The 15,633-nt window shown below is 74.8% G+C and carries 11 protein-coding genes, 2 tRNA genes and 1 pseudogene; 10 read left to right on the forward strand and 4 right to left on the reverse strand.

Annotated elements, in window-relative coordinates:
- Nucleotides 1-210 precede the first annotated feature (210 nt).
- From F7Q99_RS08605 to F7Q99_RS08615, 3 genes are read left to right on the forward strand one after another with little or no spacing between them, the layout of a single operon-like run.
- Entirely contained in the window at nt 211-1,395 is a 1,185-nt protein-coding gene (locus tag F7Q99_RS08605) for a hypothetical protein (protein ID WP_153460747.1), read from the forward strand.
- Nucleotides 1,392-3,023 (forward strand): ATP synthase subunit B family protein, encoded by a 1,632-nt coding sequence (locus F7Q99_RS08610; RefSeq protein WP_153460748.1) that lies wholly within the window; start codon nt 1,392-1,394, stop codon nt 3,021-3,023. Before F7Q99_RS08605 ends, F7Q99_RS08610 begins: the two co-directional genes overlap by 4 nt.
- An 8-nt stretch (nt 3,024-3,031) precedes the next feature.
- A complete protein-coding gene (locus tag F7Q99_RS08615; RefSeq protein WP_153460749.1) occupies nt 3,032-4,384 on the forward strand; it encodes an AAA family ATPase in 1,353 nt (450 codons plus the stop codon).
- 34 nt (nt 4,385-4,418) lie between these two features.
- Here F7Q99_RS08615 and F7Q99_RS08620 read toward each other — a convergent pair whose 3' ends face one another.
- Nucleotides 4,419-4,733, reverse strand: coding sequence for a hypothetical protein (locus F7Q99_RS08620; protein WP_153460750.1), 315 nt, complete (start codon nt 4,731-4,733; stop codon nt 4,419-4,421).
- A gap of 268 nt (nt 4,734-5,001) precedes the next feature.
- Between F7Q99_RS08620 and F7Q99_RS08625 the strand changes: the two genes are divergently transcribed.
- From F7Q99_RS08625 to F7Q99_RS08635, 3 genes are all read left to right on the forward strand, one after another.
- A complete protein-coding gene (locus F7Q99_RS08625) occupies nt 5,002-5,376 on the forward strand; it encodes a hypothetical protein (protein ID WP_195911020.1) in 375 nt (124 codons plus the stop codon).
- A 58-nt stretch (nt 5,377-5,434) separates the two neighbouring features.
- On the forward strand, nt 5,435-6,097 hold the full coding sequence (locus F7Q99_RS08630) for a bifunctional DNA primase/polymerase (RefSeq protein WP_153460751.1): 663 nt from the start codon (nt 5,435-5,437) through the stop codon (nt 6,095-6,097).
- Between the two features lie 68 nt (nt 6,098-6,165).
- Nucleotides 6,166-6,239: transfer RNA gene (locus tag F7Q99_RS08635), tRNA-Lys, on the forward strand.
- A gap of 160 nt (nt 6,240-6,399) precedes the next feature.
- On the opposite strand, the gene pgi is transcribed toward F7Q99_RS08635, so the two are convergent.
- The gene (gene pgi / locus F7Q99_RS08640; RefSeq protein ID WP_153460752.1) at nt 6,400-8,061 is read right to left on the reverse strand and encodes a glucose-6-phosphate isomerase; all 1,662 of its coding nucleotides are present in this window, start codon (nt 8,059-8,061) and stop codon (nt 6,400-6,402) included.
- Between the two features lie 397 nt (nt 8,062-8,458).
- Between pgi and F7Q99_RS08645 the strand changes: the two are divergent.
- The 3 genes and pseudogenes from F7Q99_RS08645 to F7Q99_RS08655 all read left to right on the forward strand — a co-directional run.
- A pseudogene (locus F7Q99_RS08645) lies at nt 8,459-8,638 on the forward strand (zinc-binding dehydrogenase); the annotation flags it as partial.
- Nucleotides 8,639-8,711: 73 nt separating this feature from the next.
- A tRNA-Lys gene (locus F7Q99_RS08650) sits at nt 8,712-8,785 on the forward strand.
- Nucleotides 8,786-8,891: 106 nt separating this feature from the next.
- Nucleotides 8,892-12,128 carry a S41 family peptidase gene (locus tag F7Q99_RS08655; RefSeq protein WP_326846437.1) on the forward strand — a complete coding sequence of 1,079 codons (3,237 nt, stop codon included), beginning with the start codon at nt 8,892-8,894 and terminating at the stop codon, nt 12,126-12,128.
- A 73-nt stretch (nt 12,129-12,201) separates the two neighbouring features.
- Here F7Q99_RS08655 and F7Q99_RS40340 read toward each other — a convergent pair whose 3' ends face one another.
- Nucleotides 12,202-12,414: a hypothetical protein gene (locus tag F7Q99_RS40340; RefSeq protein ID WP_195911021.1), complete on the reverse strand. Its 213-nt coding sequence runs from the start codon at nt 12,412-12,414 to the stop codon at nt 12,202-12,204.
- A gap of 172 nt (nt 12,415-12,586) precedes the next feature.
- On the opposite strand from F7Q99_RS40340, the gene F7Q99_RS08660 reads away from it, so the two are divergent.
- On the forward strand, nt 12,587-13,396 hold the full coding sequence (locus tag F7Q99_RS08660; protein WP_195911022.1) for a phosphoribosyl-dephospho-CoA transferase MdcG domain-containing protein: 810 nt from the start codon (nt 12,587-12,589) through the stop codon (nt 13,394-13,396).
- 9 nt (nt 13,397-13,405) lie between these two features.
- Here F7Q99_RS08660 and F7Q99_RS08665 read toward each other — a convergent pair whose 3' ends face one another.
- Nucleotides 13,406-15,493, reverse strand: coding sequence for a phosphocholine-specific phospholipase C (locus tag F7Q99_RS08665; RefSeq protein ID WP_153460754.1), 2,088 nt, complete (start codon nt 15,491-15,493; stop codon nt 13,406-13,408).
- Nucleotides 15,494-15,633: the final 140 nt, after the last annotated feature.

The raw sequence follows: 15,633 nt of genomic DNA on the forward strand, positions 1-15,633 counted from the left end.
GGGGGCGGCGGCAACGGTCGGTCTCACCCTTGAGCACCGGGTCCCATGATCTCTCACCCGCACGACGGGCACGATGCGGGGCAGGAGAAGGAGCGGACGCGGGGTGGGAGCAGCAGCGGGAAGGGTACGGGCCGAGAAAGCTCCGGAACGGTCCGGAACGCGTCGGGCCGCGCCGAATTGTCGGACCCGGATGCGACACTGGGCCGCACCATGAACGTCTCGACGAACGCCCCGTCCCGCGCGCACTCCGAGCCGCTCGCCCAGCGGCTCGCCGAGCTGCGCGGTCCGGCGCCGCAGCGCAGTCTGAACGCCCGGTCCCTCGCCGCGCTGGCAGCCAATCCGGGCTGTCACCGCCGCGCCGTGCTCGACGCGGCCGGGGTGGACAAGTCCGCGCTGGCCTCCCGGCTGGGCCACCCGGCGCCGTTCGGGCAGTCCCCGTTCGCGATAGCCCGCGGCGTGATCTTCGAGTCCCGGCTGAAGGCGGACGGCTACGCGGCCCTGCTGGAACCGCTCCGCCGCCATCTCGGCGTCCCGGCGGACGGCGACGCCCCGCTGGTGGTGCCGGACCTGCTGCGCCGTTCCGGCCCCGCCGTCCGGGCGGACCGGACGGCCGAGGCGCTGGCCGCGGCCGCCGCCGACCCGGACGCCTGGACGCTGCTGGACCACCCGCTGCTGCGGCTCGACGTGGCCGGCAGCACCGCCTACCTGGAGCCGGACGCCGTCGTCGTCCACGGCGGGCGGTGCACGGTCGTCGAGATCAAGTCCTTCCCGGTGCTGGACGGCAGCGCGGACCCGGCCAAGGTCGGCGCCGCCGCCCGGCAGGCCGCCGTGTACGTGCTGGCGCTCCAGCACGCCGCCGCCGCGCTCGCCGGCGAGGCACTCGCGCCGGACCCGTACACCGAGCAGCGGTTGCCGGGCAGCCCCCGGCTGAGCGTGCTGCTGGTCTGCCCGAAGGACTTCAGCAACCGGCCGACCGCGGTCGCCGTCGACGTCCGCCGCGAGCTGGCCACCACCCGCCGCCAGCTGAGCCGGATGACCGGCATCGGCCGGCTGCTGGACGCGCTGCCGGCGGGTGCCGGCTTCGATCTGGCGGTGGACGAGGACGGCGGGCCGACCCGCTCCGCCGAGGAGCTGGCCGCATCGGTCGAGGCGGTGCCCGCCGCGTACAGCCCGGACTGCCTCTCGACCTGCGAGCTCGGCTTCCACTGCCGCGCCCGGGCCCGCTGCGGCGACCGGGTCGAGCAACTGGGCCGCGGCGTGCGCGGCGAACTGGGCAGCATCCGCACGGTGACGCAGGCACTGGCCGCCGCCACCGGCAGCGGCACCGACGAGGCGGCGGAGCGGCTCGCGTACGCCGCCGCCCTGCGCGCCGAGGCCCTCGGGTCCGGCCGATGAGCCTCCTCACCACCCTCGCCCGGCTGGAGGCCGTTCGCAGCGGGCGGGCCGAGCCGCTGGCCACCGTCCGGCACCGGCACCTCTCCGACCGCCCGATGGTGGTCGTCCCGCTGACCGCCGCCGGTGAGGCGGGCGCGCCGCTGGCCGTCCTGCTCGGCACCGACCGGGACGCGCCCCGGCTGCACGTGGTGCCGCAGCCGCTCAACCGCACTCTGCGCTTCGACTACCTGGCCGAGCTGGCCGCCGATCTGCTGCCCTACCTGGAGTCCTTCGGCACCGAGGTGGAGCAGATCGAGGGCTCCGAGAAGGATCCGGAGACCGGCGAGAAGACCCAGGTGTTCCACGAGCTGTGCGCCGACGCGCCGCAGCTGATCGTGCCGAACGGCGCGGGCGTGCACCACCTCGCGCTGCTCGGCCGCTCCACCCGGTTCCGACGCACCGTCGAGGACGACGAGCCGGGCCCGTACCCGGCGCCGGTGCGGGTGCCGCTGCTCGGCCGCTGGCTCACCCACCTCACCGACCGCGCCCAGGTGCCCGGCTCCAGCCTGCTGCTCCCGATGACCGGCCTGCTGGCCCGGCACTGGGCGACCGGCCAGAGCCACCTGGAGGACCAGCACCTGGCCGCCCGGCTGGCCTGGCACTTCCCGCCGGACGGCCTGACCGGCGCCGAGGCTGCCGAGCGCGCCGAGTCCGCCCGGGACGAGCGGGGCCAGCTGCTGCACCCGCCGGCCGGCCCGGCCACCGACCCGCGGTTCGACGAGGTCGTGCTCGGCCCGGCGATCGCCCGCTACGACGCCGCCGCCTCCGCCCTGCTGCACAGCACCGACCAGCGGGACGACGCGGGCGCCGCGCGCGCCCGGGAGGCCGTCCGGGACGCCGTCGAGCGGCTCCGCGAGGAACTGACCGCCGTCCTGCTGCCCACCTGGCACGACGTCTGGCGCGGCATCGACCTGCTTCGCACGCTGCCGCCGGCCGGACACCTGGCGGAGCGCTGGACCGGCGACCGCTGGTCGTACACCGGCCACCGGGACCGGCTGGCGGCCGGCGAGCCGCCGCAGCCCCGGCAGGACGACGCGGTGACGGCCGCCCGCAAGCTGGCCCAGCGCGAGCGCGAGCAGGCCCGGCTGGACGTCCAGGAGGCGCTGGACGACCCGCTGGCGATGGCCGAACACCGGCTGGCGGGCGAGGCGTTCGCCGGCGTGGTGACCGAGGTGGTGCCGGAGTACGACACCACCGGCCGCTCCCCCAAGCCGCGCCCGCTGGTCACCCTCCGGACCGCCGACCGCCCGCACGCCGACCTCGGCCGGGAGGCCCACCGGGTGTGGGCGTCCCCCCGGCCGGAGGCCGGCGCGGGGCCGTCCGCACAAAAGGCCGAGATCGTCGCGGTCGACCCGGCCGAGGGCACCGTCACGCTGCGGATCCTGTCCGGGATGGGCCGCCGGAAGGAGCCCGAGCCGGGCAGCGTGCCCGAGCCCGGCGAGGCGGTCCTGTTCACCCTGTTCGAGCTGACGGTCCGCCAGTCCGCGCCGCTGCCCGAGCCGGACGACACCCCGTGGACGCACGGCGGCCCGCCCGGCTCGGCGCCCGAGTCCGCCCCGTCCGCATCCGCCTTCGACGAGTGGGAGTGAGCCGCGACATGAGCACCGAGGAGGCCCCGGGCGCGGCGGCCGACGCCGCGGTGGCCCGGATCCTGGCGGCGACCGTCCGCCCGCCGGCCGGCGCCCCGCGCGGTGTGGTGGTGGACTCGCCGCCCGGCGCCGGCAAGTCGACGCTCGTGGTACGCGCAGCCCGGGAGCTCGTCGAGTCCGGCGAGCGGCTGATGATCGTCGCCCAGACCAACGGCCAGGTGGACGACCTGGTCGGTCGACTGGCCGAGAAGGCACCGGAGTTGACGATCGGCCGGCTGCACGCCGCGGACTCCCGGCCGGGCCCGGAGGTGCTGCGGCACGCCAACGTGACGCCCTCCGACAAGGTCGCGGAGCTGGTCGAGCACGACGTCGTGATCTCCACCTCCGCCAAGTGGCAGTGGGTGCGGGCCGAGGCGCCGTGGCGGCACGCGATCGTCGACGAGGCGTACCAGATGCGCTCGGACGCGCTGCTCGCGGTGGCCCGGCTGTTCGAACGGGCGCTGTTCGTCGGTGACCCGGGCCAGCTGGACCCGTTCACCGTGGTCGGCACCGAGCAGTGGGCGGGCCTGTCCTACGACCCGTCGAGCAGCGCCGTGGTCACCATGCTGGCGCACAACCCGCAGATCGAGCCGCACCGGCTGCCGGTCTCCTGGCGGCTGCCGGCCAGCGCGGCGCCGCTGATCTCGGACGCGTTCTACCCGTACACGCCGTTCCGCTCCGGCACCGGCCCGGACGAGCGCCGGCTCACCGCCGCCGTCCGGACGGACGGCTCGGCGCTGGACGCGGCGATCGACCGGGCGGCCGAGCACGGCTGGGCGCTGCTGGAGCTGCCCGCCCGGCACACCGTGCGGACCGACCCGCAGGCGGTGGCGGCCGTCGCGGCCACCGTCCGCCGGCTGCTGGAGCGCGGGTTGACCGCACACTCCGAGCAGGGCGAGGCCCCGCTCACCGCGGACCGGATCGCGGTCGGCACCGCCCACCGGGACCAGGCGGCCGCCGTGCGCGCGGCACTGCTCAAGGCGGGCGTCCCGGTGGACGGCGCGGCCGGCCCGGCGGTCACCGTGGACACCGCCAACCGGCTGCAGGGCCGGGAGTACGACGTCACCGTCGTCCTGCACCCGCTCTCCGGGCGGCCCGACGCCACCGCCTTCCACCTGGAGACGGGCCGGCTCTGCGTGCTCGCCTCCCGCCACCGGCACGCGTGCATCGTGGTGGCCCGGGCCGGGATCGCCGAGCTGCTGGACGAGCATCCGTCCACCGAGCCGGTGCAGTTGGGCGTCTCGGTCAGGTTCCCGGACGGCTGGGAGGCCAACCACCAGGTGCTGCACCACCTGACCGGGCACCGGGTGCACCTGCGCTGAGCGGGCCCCGGGGTCAGTCCCCCGGGCCCAGGCGTCAGCCCTCGGTCTCGCAGAGCGCGTAGGCCGTGACGACGCCGAGCTCGGCGCGGGCCGACCAGGTGCCGGGGTCGCTGGGGACCGGGGCGTTGACCAGGACGGTGTCGCCCGGGGCGGCCGGGGCGAAGGTGTAGCCGCCGCCGGTCAGGTGGGTGTGGGCGGGGCAGGTCGCGGTCGACCAGCCGCCGGGGGCGCTCCTCGCGCCGGTCACCACGACCGTGGTCTCGGCGGCGACGGCGGCGGGGGCCGCCACGAGAACGAGGGGCAGGGCAAGGGGCAGAGCGAGGGCCGGCAGGGCCTTCCGTGCGCGCATGGTTCTCCTTGGACTGCTGCCGGTAGCCGGCAGGGGACGGATCACCCGGGACAACGCCGCAGCCCGGGCCGCGATGACGCCGCGAGTCCGGGATCACCCGAAGGTGTCCGGGGTGCGCCGGGGGCGCGCCCCGGGGAATAGCGCCCGCACGTGCACCGTTCCGTCATCGGCGGCCGCCGCGCGACAATGGACGACGGCCCCGACCGGGCGGCGCGGCCCGGAGCAACCGCCGTCCGCCCCCTCATCGAGCACCCGGAGGTGTCCGTCCATGCCCGACTCCCACGCGATGGCGTCCGATCCCGGCGGTCCGTCCGCGTCCGCCCGGCGCCAGCGCCCGGCGCACCTGCTGTTCGAGCCGCAGGCCGCCGAGCCGGAGGCGGAGCGCTTCTTCGACCTGGAGTCGATCGACGACCCGGCCGAGCTGCTGCGCCGCTCGACCGAGCTGGCGCTGGCCTTCCGCGCCGCCGCCGAGCGGGCCACGGACTTCCAGGCGGTCGCCGCGGCGCAGCTCGCGGACCCCCGCCGGTTCGACGCGCTGTCGGACGCCGAGATCGCGGAGCGGGCGGACTGGACCCCCGACTACGCCGCCAAGATGATCGAGTACGGCCGCGGCCTGCTCCAGCCGCGCCGCCACGAGGACTGAACCGGCGAGAACAAGGCGGCGAAACAAGGCGGCGAGAACAGGCGGCGAAAACAGGCCTCTGGCATATGCGCGCGGGAAGGGTACGCCCTTCCCCGTCGCCGTGTCCGGCAAACGGCGTTTTCCCTCTCACCGGTCCCGCGCGCCGCGCACCCTGCTGTGCGTGGACATCTGGACGACGCATCAGTCGGTGGAGTACGTCACCGTCGCCGGGGAGGCCTGGCTGGCCTCCGCGAGCGAGTACCCGCGCAGCATGCGCGCCCTGTGGGAGTCGCGCCCGTGGGCGCCCTCGGTGCTGCCCTGCGGGCGGGTCTTCGACGTGATCAGCATGCCGTCCCTGTTCGGCCGCCGGGTGCTGGACGAGTTGTGGGCCTCCGGGCCGGGTTGCGGGCCGGTCGCCGTCTACCGGGGTCGGATCCTGCTGTTCGTCCAGCCCGGCGCGGCGGCCCGGCTGCGGCGGCTGCTGGCCTGGGAGGAGTGGGCCCGGGACGTGCCGCCGCTGCTGTGCCACGGCAGGGGGGACGCGGTGACGGTGCCGCCGGTGCAGCGGATGATGAACGGCCCGCAGTCGCCCGGTCTGGGTGCGGGCCGGTGGATCGTCGCGCCGGAGGACCGGGAGCCGTGGCTGCCGGGCGCCTCCGTGGTGCTGTGGGCGTGCGTCCGGGCGGCGCGCGAGCCCGTCGCGGCCGAATCCGCCGGGGCGGCGGCGGTGACCGGCGGGTGAACGCCGGGCGACCGGTATTCGATTTTGGTTCGGGCCGGGGACGCTGCTAGAGTCTTCCCCGTCAGCAGGCGCCGCTAGCTCAGTTGGTTAGAGCAGCTGACTCTTAATCAGCGGGTCCGGGGTTCGAGTCCCTGGCGGCGCACAGACAGCCGAGAGGCCCCTTGTGAAAGCGAGGGGCCTCTCGGCGTATTCCGGCGACGTATTCCGGCAGTGGCAGGCGTCTTCCGCGGCGGCCCCGAGAAGGCGGCACCCGAGAGCCGGGGCCGCCCGCCGAAAGGCGGACGGCCCCGGGCTCCCAGGGCTCAGCGGCCACGCAGCGCGCGGTAGCGGGCGACCAGCTCGGCGGTGGAGCTGTCCAGCCGCTCGGCGCCCTCGCCGGTGAGCAGCACCGGCTCGATCCGCTTGGCGAGCACCTTGCCCAGCTCGACGCCCCACTGGTCGAAGGAGTCGATGTTCCAGATCGCGCCCTGGACGAACACCTTGTGCTCGTACAGCGCGACCAGCTGACCGAGCACCGAGGGGGTCAGCTCGCCGGCCAGGATGGTGGTGGTCGGGTGGTTGCCCTTGAAGGTCTTGTGCGGGACGAGCTCGGCCGGCACGCCCTCGGCCGCGACCTCCTCCGCCGTCTTGCCGAAGGCGAGCGCCTGGGTCTGGGCGAAGAAGTTGGCGAGCAGCAGGTCGTGCTGGGCGACCAGGCCGGGCAGCAGGTCGGCGACGGGCTTGGCGAAGCCGATGAAGTCGGCCGGGATGACCTTGGTGCCCTGGTGCAGCAGCTGGTAGTAGGCGTGCTGGCCGTTGGTGCCGGGGGTGCCCCAGACCACCGGGCCGGTCTGCCAGTTCACCGGGTTGCCGGCGCGGTCCACCGACTTGCCGTTGGACTCCATGTCCAGCTGCTGGAGGTAGGCGGTGAACTTCGACAGGTAGTGCGAGTACGGCAGCACCGCGTGCGCCTGGGCGTCGAAGAACGCGCCGTACCAGACGCCCAGCAGGCCGAGCAGCAGCGGGACGTTCTGCTCCGGCGGGGCGGTGCGGAAGTGCTCGTCGACGAGGTGGAAGCCGTCCAGCATCTCGCGGAAGGCGTCCGGGCCGATGGCGATCATCAGCGAGAGGCCGATCGCCGAGTCGTAGGAGTAGCGGCCGCCGACCCAGTCCCAGAACTCGAACATGTTGGCCGTGTCGATGCCGAAGTCCTGCACGCCCCGGCCGTTGGTGGACAGCGCGACGAAGTGCTTCGCGACCGCCTCGGTGCCGGCGCCGAGGCCGGCCAGCAGCCAGTCGCGGGCGGAGACCGCGTTGGTGATGGTCTCGATGGTGGTGAAGGTCTTCGAGGCGACGATGAAGAGCGTCTCGGCCGGGTCCAGGTCGCGGACGGCCTCGTGCAGGTCGGCGCCGTCCACGTTGGAGACGAAGCGGACGTCGAGGTCGCGCTTGGTGTAGGAGCGGAGCACCTCGTAGGCCATGGCGGGGCCGAGGTCGGAGCCGCCGATGCCGATGTTGACGACGGTGCGGATCTGCTTGCCGGTGTGGCCGCGCCACTCGCCGCTGCGGACCCGGTCGGCGAAGGCGGCCATCTTGTCGAGGACGGCGTGCACGCCGGGCACGACGTTCTCGCCGTCGACCTCGACGACGGCCCCGCGCGGGGCGCGCAGCGCGGTGTGCAGGACGGCGCGCTGCTCGGTGTTGTTGATCTTCTCGCCGCGGAACATCGCGTCCCGCAGCTCGGCGACGCCGGTGGCGGCGGCCAGCTCGCGCAGCAGCTCCAGCGTCTCGTCGGTGACCAGCTGCTTGGCGTAGTCGACGTGCAGGTCGCCGACCTGGAGCGTGTAGCGGCGGCCGCGCTCCGGGTCGGCGGCGAACAGCTCGCGCAGGTGCGTGTCGCCCAGCTCGGCCCGGTGCTTGCCGAGGGCGGCCCACTGCGGGGTGCGGTCGAGCGGGGTGCGGGCGTCGGCGCGGGTCTCCGACATCGGTGTTCCTCGTTTCATCTGGGTGCAGATACCGGCAGGGCCAGGCGGTGAGGGATTCGCGAGGTCGTGCAGGTACTGGTGGTGCGCCGACTCCGTTGACGGCCTGCCCGGGGCCAGCCTATGCAACGTCCGACGGGACCGCGCACATTCCGTTCGGTCACGTCCGGAGTGACCGGGCCGGACGGCGCGTCATGTCCGTTCGGGCGCCGGCCGAGCCCGCACGGCACCTCATCGACGGGCTCGGGATCGGCGCCGGCCCCCGCCGTGGCCGGCGAGCATCTCTCGCCGGGGGTGACGATCGCGAATCTGACAAGGTGCCCATTTGTGGCGACACGTGGGCGGGGCTTGACCTCAAGGGCGCTTCAGGTCGAATGATCGAGAAGCAGCACGCCCGAATGATCGAGAAGCACTGCGCGCCGAGCGGACGGCGGCCCGGCTGGCCGAGCTGGTCGAGCTGTGGGAGGCGGGCGGGCTGCGGCTGGAGGTCGCCGGGACGTTCCCGCTGGAACGCGCCGCCGACGCCCACCGGATGGTCGGCACCGGGCACGTCCGGGGCACGGTCGTCCTGGCTCCGTGACGCTCCGCGCACGCCCGTCCGGGCCGATTGTGTGTTTCGGCCGCTGACCAGGTAATGTTCTCCACGTCAGCAGGCGCCGCTAGCTCAGTTGGTTAGAGCAGCTGACTCTTAATCAGCGGGTCCGGGGTTCGAGTCCCTGGCGGCGCACAGACAGCCGGAAGGCCCTTCGCGAGAGCGAGGGGCCTTCCGGCGTTTCGGCGCCCCGCGGGCCGCCCCGGTTGCCGGGTGTGACACCCCGTCGAAGGATGGAGAGGTGACCTCGCCCGGCTACCTCCGCTACCCCCACCTGCACGGCGACCTGCTCGCCTTCACCGCCGAGGACGACGTCTGGCTCGCCCCGCTGGAGCCCGGCCCCGAGGCCGGCCGGGCCTGGCGGGTCAGCTGCGACCGCACCCGGGTCAGCCACCCCCGGTTCTCCCCCGACGGCCACACCCTCGCCTGGACCAGCTGGCTCAGCCTGACCCCCGAGGTGTGGACCGCCCCCACCGCGGGCGGCGAGGCCCGGCGGCTCAGCTACTGGGGCAGCCAGGACACCCGGGTGCGCGGCTGGCTGCCGGACGGCGAGGTCCTGGCCGTCACCTCCTACCACGAGCCCTTCGGCCACTACACCTGGGCGCACGCCCTGCCGCCGGACGGCGCCCCCGACCGCCGGATGCCCTGGGGGCCCGTCGGCGACGCCCAGATGAGCCGCGAGCGCACCGTGCTGCTCACCGGCGCCGCCCCGCACGAGCCCGCGGCCTGGAAGCGCTACCGCGGCGGCGCCACCGGCCGGCTCTGGGTCGACGGCCTGCAGATCCTGGCCGGCCATCCCGGGCACCTCGCCTCACCCATGCCCGTCGGCGAACCCCCCGACGGGAGAATCGCCTTCCTCTCCGACCACGAGGGCATCGGCAACCTCTACTCCTGCCGCCCCGACGGTACCGATCTGCGCCGGCACACCGACCACGCCTCCTACTACGCCCGCGAGGCCGCCACCGACGGCACCCGGATCGTCTACCAGCACGGCGGCGACCTCTGGCTGCTGGAGAGCCTGGACGCCCCCGGGCCGCGGCGGCTGCACGTGCCGCTCGGCGGCTCACGGGCCGGCCGCCGCCCGTACCAGGTCAGCGCCGCCTCCCAGGTCAAGGACCTGGCCTGCGACCAGTCCGGCCGGGCCGGGGTGATCACCGTGCGCGGCAGCCAGTACTGGCTCACCCACAAGGACGGCCCGGCCCGCACGCTCGCCGACACCCCGGGCGTGCGCACCCGGCTGCCGGTCGTGCTCGGGCACACCGGCGAGGCCGCCTGGATCACCGACGCGGAGGGCGCCGACGCCGTCGAGGTGATGCCGCTGCCCGGGCACGAGGCCGGCCACGCGCTCGAGACCGGCGGGCGGCACCGCCACCGGGTGCTCGCCGCCGGACGGCTCGGGCGGGTCCTGGAGCTCACCGCCTCCCCCGACGGCGCCCACCTCGCCGTCGCCACGTCGGACGGGCGGCTGCTGCTGGTCGCCACCGCCGACGGCGAGGTGCGCGAACTCGCCGCCTCCGGCTACGGGCCCGTCTCCAGCGCCCGGTTCTCCCCCGACTCGCACTGGATCGCCTGGTCGCAGCCGGCCGCCGGGCGCTCGCTGCGCCGCATCCGGCTCACCCGCACCGAGGCGCCCGCGCCGATCACCGAGGTCACCAACGGGCGGTTCGAGGACGAGCAGCCGGTGTTCACCCGGGACGGCCGCTACCTGGCCTTCCTGTCCTGGCGCGGCTTCGACCCCGTCCACGACGTGCACACCGGCGACCTCTCCTTCCCGGTCGGCTGCCGCCCCTACCTCGTCCCGCTCACCGCCGACACCCCGTCCCCGTTCGCAGCGCCCGCCGAGGACGGCGCCCCGCACGGCGACGGCGGCGGCGACGGCACCGTGCGGGTCGACCCGCAGGGCATCGGCGAGCGGCTGCTGCAGTTCCCGGTGATCGCCTCCAAGTACTCGGCCACCGACGCGGTGCGCGGCGGCCTGGTCTGGCTGCGCTGGCCGATCTCCGGCACCCTCGGGCAGACCTTCGCCAGCCCCGAGGAAACCTCCGGCCGCCCCTCACTGGAGTACTTCGACCTGGCCCGGGGCACCCGCACCACCCTGGTCGACAAGCTGGACGGCTACGCCGTCTCCGGCGACGGCGGCTCGATCGCGGTCTACTCGGCCGGCACCCTGCGGATCCTCCCGGTCGGCGCCCCCTCCGCCGGCACCCCGGTGGACCTGCGCCGGATCACCCACACCGTGCACCCGGCCGCCGAGTGGCGCCACGCCTACCACGAGGCGGCCCGGATCGTCCGGGACCAGTTCTGGGACGCCGGGATGTCCGGCCTGGACTGGCCCGCCCTGGTCGCCCAGTACGAGCCGCTGCTCGACCGGATCGCCGGGCCGGACGACTTCGCCGACCTGCTGCGCGAGCTCCTCGGCGAACTCGGCACCTCGCACGCCTACGTCACTCCGTCCCGCCGCGGCGAGGGCCCCTCGCTCGCCCAGCAGCCGCTCGGCCTGCTCGGCGCCGGCGCGCACCGCGCCCCCGACGGCCGCTGGCTGGTCCACCGGATCCTGCCCGGCGAGTCCTCCGACCCGCGCGCCCGCGCCCCGCTGGCCGCCCAGGGCGTCCGGGACGGCGACGAACTGCTGGAGATCGGCGGCCGCCCGCTGGACCCGCTCCGCGGCCCGCTCCCGCTGCTGGCCGGCACCGGCGGCACCACCGTCGAACTGACCCTGCGCAGCGGCCCGGACGGCCCCGTGCGGCGGATCACCGTCACCCCGCTGACCGACGAGCGGCCCATCCGCTACCAGGACTGGGTGGTCAGACGCCGCTCCCTGGTACGGGAGTTCAGCGACGGCCGGTGCGGCTACCTGCACATCCCGGATCTCGGCGGCTCCGGCTGGGCGCAGTTCAACCGCGACGTGCGCCGCGAACTGGACAAGCCCGCGCTCGTCCTGGACGTGCGCGGCAACGCCGGGGGCAACGTCTCCGAACTCGTGCTGGAGAAGCTCACCCGGCAGGTCCTCGCCTGGGACTTCAGCCGGGACCGGCAGCCCGTGCGGTGGCCGCGCAACGCCCCGCGCGGCCCGGTGGTCGCGCTCGCCGACGAGGCGACCAGCTCGGACGGCGACGTGATCATCGCCGCGATCAAGCTGCTCGGGCTGGGGCCCGTGGTCGGCACCCGCACCTGGGGCGGGGTGGTCGGGATGACCGGGCGGCACACGCTCGGCGACGGCACCCAGATCTCGGTGCCGAAGAACGCGTCCTGGTTCACCGGCGGGCTCGGCTGGTCGGTGGAGAACCACGGCGTCGAACCGGACGTCCACGTGCTGCGGGCGCCCCAGGACTGGGCCCGGGGGCGGCACCCGGAGCTGGTCGCCGCCGTCCAGCTGGCGCTGGAGCTGCTGGAGGACGTCCCCGCCGCGGCGCCCCCGCCGGCCGACACCCCCCGGCCTGACCTGCGACGCCCGCCGCTGCCGCCGCGGGCCCGCTGAGCCCGGGGCGGCAGCGGCGTTCAGGGGGCGTTGCCGAGTTCGGTCGCCGCGTTCGATGGGTGTTGCCGAGGGGTCAGTCCCAGGGGTCGCCCTCTGCCGTCATGTCCTCGGCGGCGCGCCGGTCGGCCTCCGCCTGGACGCTCTGCGTCTCGCGCGTCTCACGGGTCCGCTCGACCTCGTCGCTGTACGCGTCAGCAGCCTCGTCGTGGGCGAGGGCGGCGCGCTCGGTGGCGTCCGGCCCGGCGGCCTCGTGCGCCTTGTGGCGGAACCTGTCGAAGATGCCCATGACTCCTCCTCCGGACGGATACCGGGCTGCCCCCACTCTCACACCGTGGCCAGGGCCGCGCACCTTGGGCCGTTGGTCCCGGCGGAAAGCGTCCAAGGACCGTGGCGGCCCGACCCGGAGCCGGCGGAGGGTGGATCCGTCAGCCAGTCCGACTTCGCCCAGGAGGCCTGCGGTGACTGCCGTCCACTCCGCTTCCCCCGCCCGACGAGCCGCAGCCGAGGAACCGCACGGCGGGCCGCGCCGCCTGGTCGGACCGCTCGCCGCGCTGGACGGGCGGCTGCCCGGCCCGCACGACCTCCTGCTGATGCAGTGCCCCAGCTCGCTGCGCCCGCTCGACGGCGGTGAACTCCCCGACTGGGCGCGGGCCGTGCTGCGGGCGCAGCCCTGGGTGACGGTAGGCCGGGCGCCCACCGTGGTCGGCTCCCCGACCGACACCCCGCACCCCGTGCGCTGCCCCCGGGACGTCACGGCGGCGCCCGAGCAGTGGATCCCGGTGACGGTACGCGGCCCGCAGCGGGGGCAGTTGCTGAACGCTCTGGCGCCCTGGGCGGCGGTGGCCCGCACCTTCCGGCCCGAGCAACTGGCCGCCCGGCGGGAGCTGCTGGCGCCCGAGCGGGTGGCGGCGGTCCCGGCGCTGGCCCTGCTGCCGGTGGTCGGCGCGCTGGTGGCGGAGCACCGGCTCACCTGGGGGCCGATCGGCGCGGTCGGCTTCGAGCTGGGCACGGGCGCGCCGGTGACCGGGCCGATGAGCCCGCTGCGGCTGGTGCTGCGCGCCCCGCAGCCGGTCAGCCGGCGGGACGCGCTCCAGCTGCGGCGCTCGCTGAGCAAGCTGCCCGTGCCGGTGCAGGCGGAGCTGGAGACCCGGCACGGCGCGGTGCTGCTGGCCGACTACGCGGCGGCGCCGATGACGCTCACCCTGCTGACGCCGTACGGGCCCCGGGAGGTCCACGATCCGTGGTTCCCCCGGGGCCCGTTCGTCTGACCGCGCCGCTCAGCCGCTGACGCTGGGCGCGCCGGTCTCCAGGTGTCCGGTGAACCGCTGCGACCAGCTGCCGTCGGCGTCCACGGTGACGGTGAAGTCGTACCAGCCGTTGGTGTAGGCCACCGCGTTGAAGTAGTCGCTCACGCTGCCGCCGGCGGGCACCTGGTACGTCCAGGGGCCGTCCGTGCGGTAGTTGTTCGACGCGATGGTGAAGGTCAGCGGGGTGCTGCCGGAGTTGGCGAGCTTGAAGTAGACGGCCGGCTTGCCGGTGCCCGGCTCGACCGCGTACGAGGCGGTGACCTTCGCGTTCTTGCCCGCCTTGGTGGCGTCGCCCTTGAAGCGGCGCAGGAAGCGGTTGGGGCCGACCACCGTGAGGTCGTACGGGCCGTTGCCGAAGCCGAGGCCGCAGTTGAAGAAGTCTCCGGTGCTGCCGCCGGGGTCGACGGTGTACTGCCACGGGCCGCCGCCGCGGTAGGCGTTGGCGTAGGCGGCGAAGTGCGCGGACTTGGTGGCGGCGGTGCCCTCGTTGGCCATCGTGATCCAGACCTTCATCACGCCCGCGGAGCCGAACTCCAGGTGGTCCAGGTTGGCGTTGGGCTGGTAGGGCAGCGCGCGGGCCGGCCGGGCACCGGACTCCTGTACCGGCAGCTGGTTGTTCACCGGGGCCGGGTTGGGCAGCGGGCCGCAGGCGGACAGGCCGATGGTCTGCGAGGTGTCGGGCAGCGCCGGGAGGCCGTAGACCGGGTTGGCGAAGTCGAACACGCTGGTCAGGTCGCCGCAGACGCGGCGGCGCCAGTCGGTGATGTTCGGACAGGGGGCGGGCGTGCCGAGGGCGGTCGTCCAGGTCTCCAGGAACCGCAGCACCGAGGTGTGGTCGAAGGTCTCGGAGTTGACCCAGCCGCCGCGGGTCCAGGGCGAGATCGCGATCAGCGGGACGCGGAAGCCGAGGCCGATGTTGGTGCCGTTGTAGAACTCGCCCGGGGTGCCGGCCGGGGCGACCGGCGGCGGGACGTGGTCGAAGAAGCCGTCGTTCTCGTCGTAGTTGAGGAACAGGATGGTGGAGTTGAAGACGTCCGGGTCGGCGCCCAGCGCGTCGATCACGTTGTGGACGAAGTGCGCGCCGTCGGCCGGGGTGGCGTACGGGTGCTCGGAGGAGGCCTGGTCGGGGACGATCCAGGAGACCTGCGGGAGGGTGCCGGCCAGCACGTCGGCCTTGATCGCGGCGACGATGTCGTCCGGGGTCCGTCCGGTGACGGCGGGCACCGAGCTCATGCCCTTGACGGCCAGCGGGCTGCCGGCCGGGGCGCCCGCGAACTGGGTGAAGTAGGCCAATGCGTTGTCGCCGTAGTTGTCGGCGGCGTTCTGGTAGACCTTCCAGCTGACGCCGGCGGTCTCCAGCGCCTCGGCGTAGGTCTGCCACCGCAGGCCCTTCTCGTCGCCGCCGTCGTAGGCCGGGCCGCCCGCGGTGCCGGCCGGGTCGATCTGGCCGGACCAGTGGTAGGTGCGGTTGGGCCCGGTCGCACTGAGCACCGAGCAGTGGTAGGCGTCGCAGATGGTCCAGTTCTCGGCCAGCGCGTAGTGGAACGGGATGTCCTGGCGGGTGAGGAAGCCGAGCGTGCGGACATTGCCCTTGGCGAGGACCCAGGAGTCCAGCTTCCCGCCGTTCCAGGCCGTGTGCTGGTCGGTCCAGCCGTGCGCGAGGTCGCCGTTGCACTGGGCGAGGCGCTCGGGGTCGGCGCCGCCGGCCGGCTTGGTGAGGCTGAACTGCCACGGGTACTGACGGCCGAACAGGAGGTTCGGCTGGTTGAACACGCTGTAGCCGCCGGCGATCTGGATCGCGCTGCGGTCGGCGAAGCCGCGCACGCCGCGCAGCATGCCGAAGTAGTGGTCGAAGCTGCGGTTCTCCTGCATCAGGATCACCACGTGCCGCGCGTCGGTGATGGTGCCGCTCTGCGGCAGCGCCGCGGTGGAGGCGGCGGTGGACGCCGCGCCCGACGCGCCCGGGACGGCTCCCGCACGTCCGGCCCCGGCCACGGCCAGACCCGCGGCGGCGGCGCCGGACAGCGTGACGAACTTCCTACGACTCAGCTCGGCCATCAGCCCGGCCCGTCCCTTCGCTGGCGGTGTTGTGTGCACAAGTCGGGGCTCATCGATCGCGCAGCAGTTTCCACCGGCGCCGGCCGGGCCACCAGATGCCCGCGGCAGGATTGGCGGACTGTTCGCCCGGCCGTCACCGA

The sequence above is a fragment of the Streptomyces kaniharaensis genome (genome assembly GCF_009569385.1).
GTDB classification, from domain to species: domain Bacteria; phylum Actinomycetota; class Actinomycetes; order Streptomycetales; family Streptomycetaceae; genus Kitasatospora; species Kitasatospora kaniharaensis.

Bases quoted from the DNA above. Each gene is read 5' to 3' on its own strand.
- F7Q99_RS08605 (WP_153460747.1), top strand. From the start codon at position 211: ATGAACGTCTCGACGAACGCCCCGTCCCGCGCGCACTCCGAGCCGCTC.
- F7Q99_RS08610 (WP_153460748.1), top strand. From the start codon at position 1,392: ATGAGCCTCCTCACCACCCTCGCCCGGCTGGAGGCCGTTCGCAGCGGG.
- F7Q99_RS08615 (WP_153460749.1), top strand. From the start codon at position 3,032: ATGAGCACCGAGGAGGCCCCGGGCGCGGCGGCCGACGCCGCGGTGGCC.
- F7Q99_RS08620 (WP_153460750.1), bottom strand. From the start codon at position 4,733: ATGCGCGCACGGAAGGCCCTGCCGGCCCTCGCTCTGCCCCTTGCCCTG.
- F7Q99_RS08625 (WP_195911020.1), top strand. From the start codon at position 5,002: ATGCCCGACTCCCACGCGATGGCGTCCGATCCCGGCGGTCCGTCCGCG.
- pgi (WP_153460752.1), bottom strand. From the start codon at position 8,061: ATGTCGGAGACCCGCGCCGACGCCCGCACCCCGCTCGACCGCACCCCG.
- F7Q99_RS40340 (WP_195911021.1), bottom strand. From the start codon at position 12,414: ATGGGCATCTTCGACAGGTTCCGCCACAAGGCGCACGAGGCCGCCGGG.
- F7Q99_RS08665 (WP_153460754.1), bottom strand. From the start codon at position 15,493: ATGGCCGAGCTGAGTCGTAGGAAGTTCGTCACGCTGTCCGGCGCCGCC.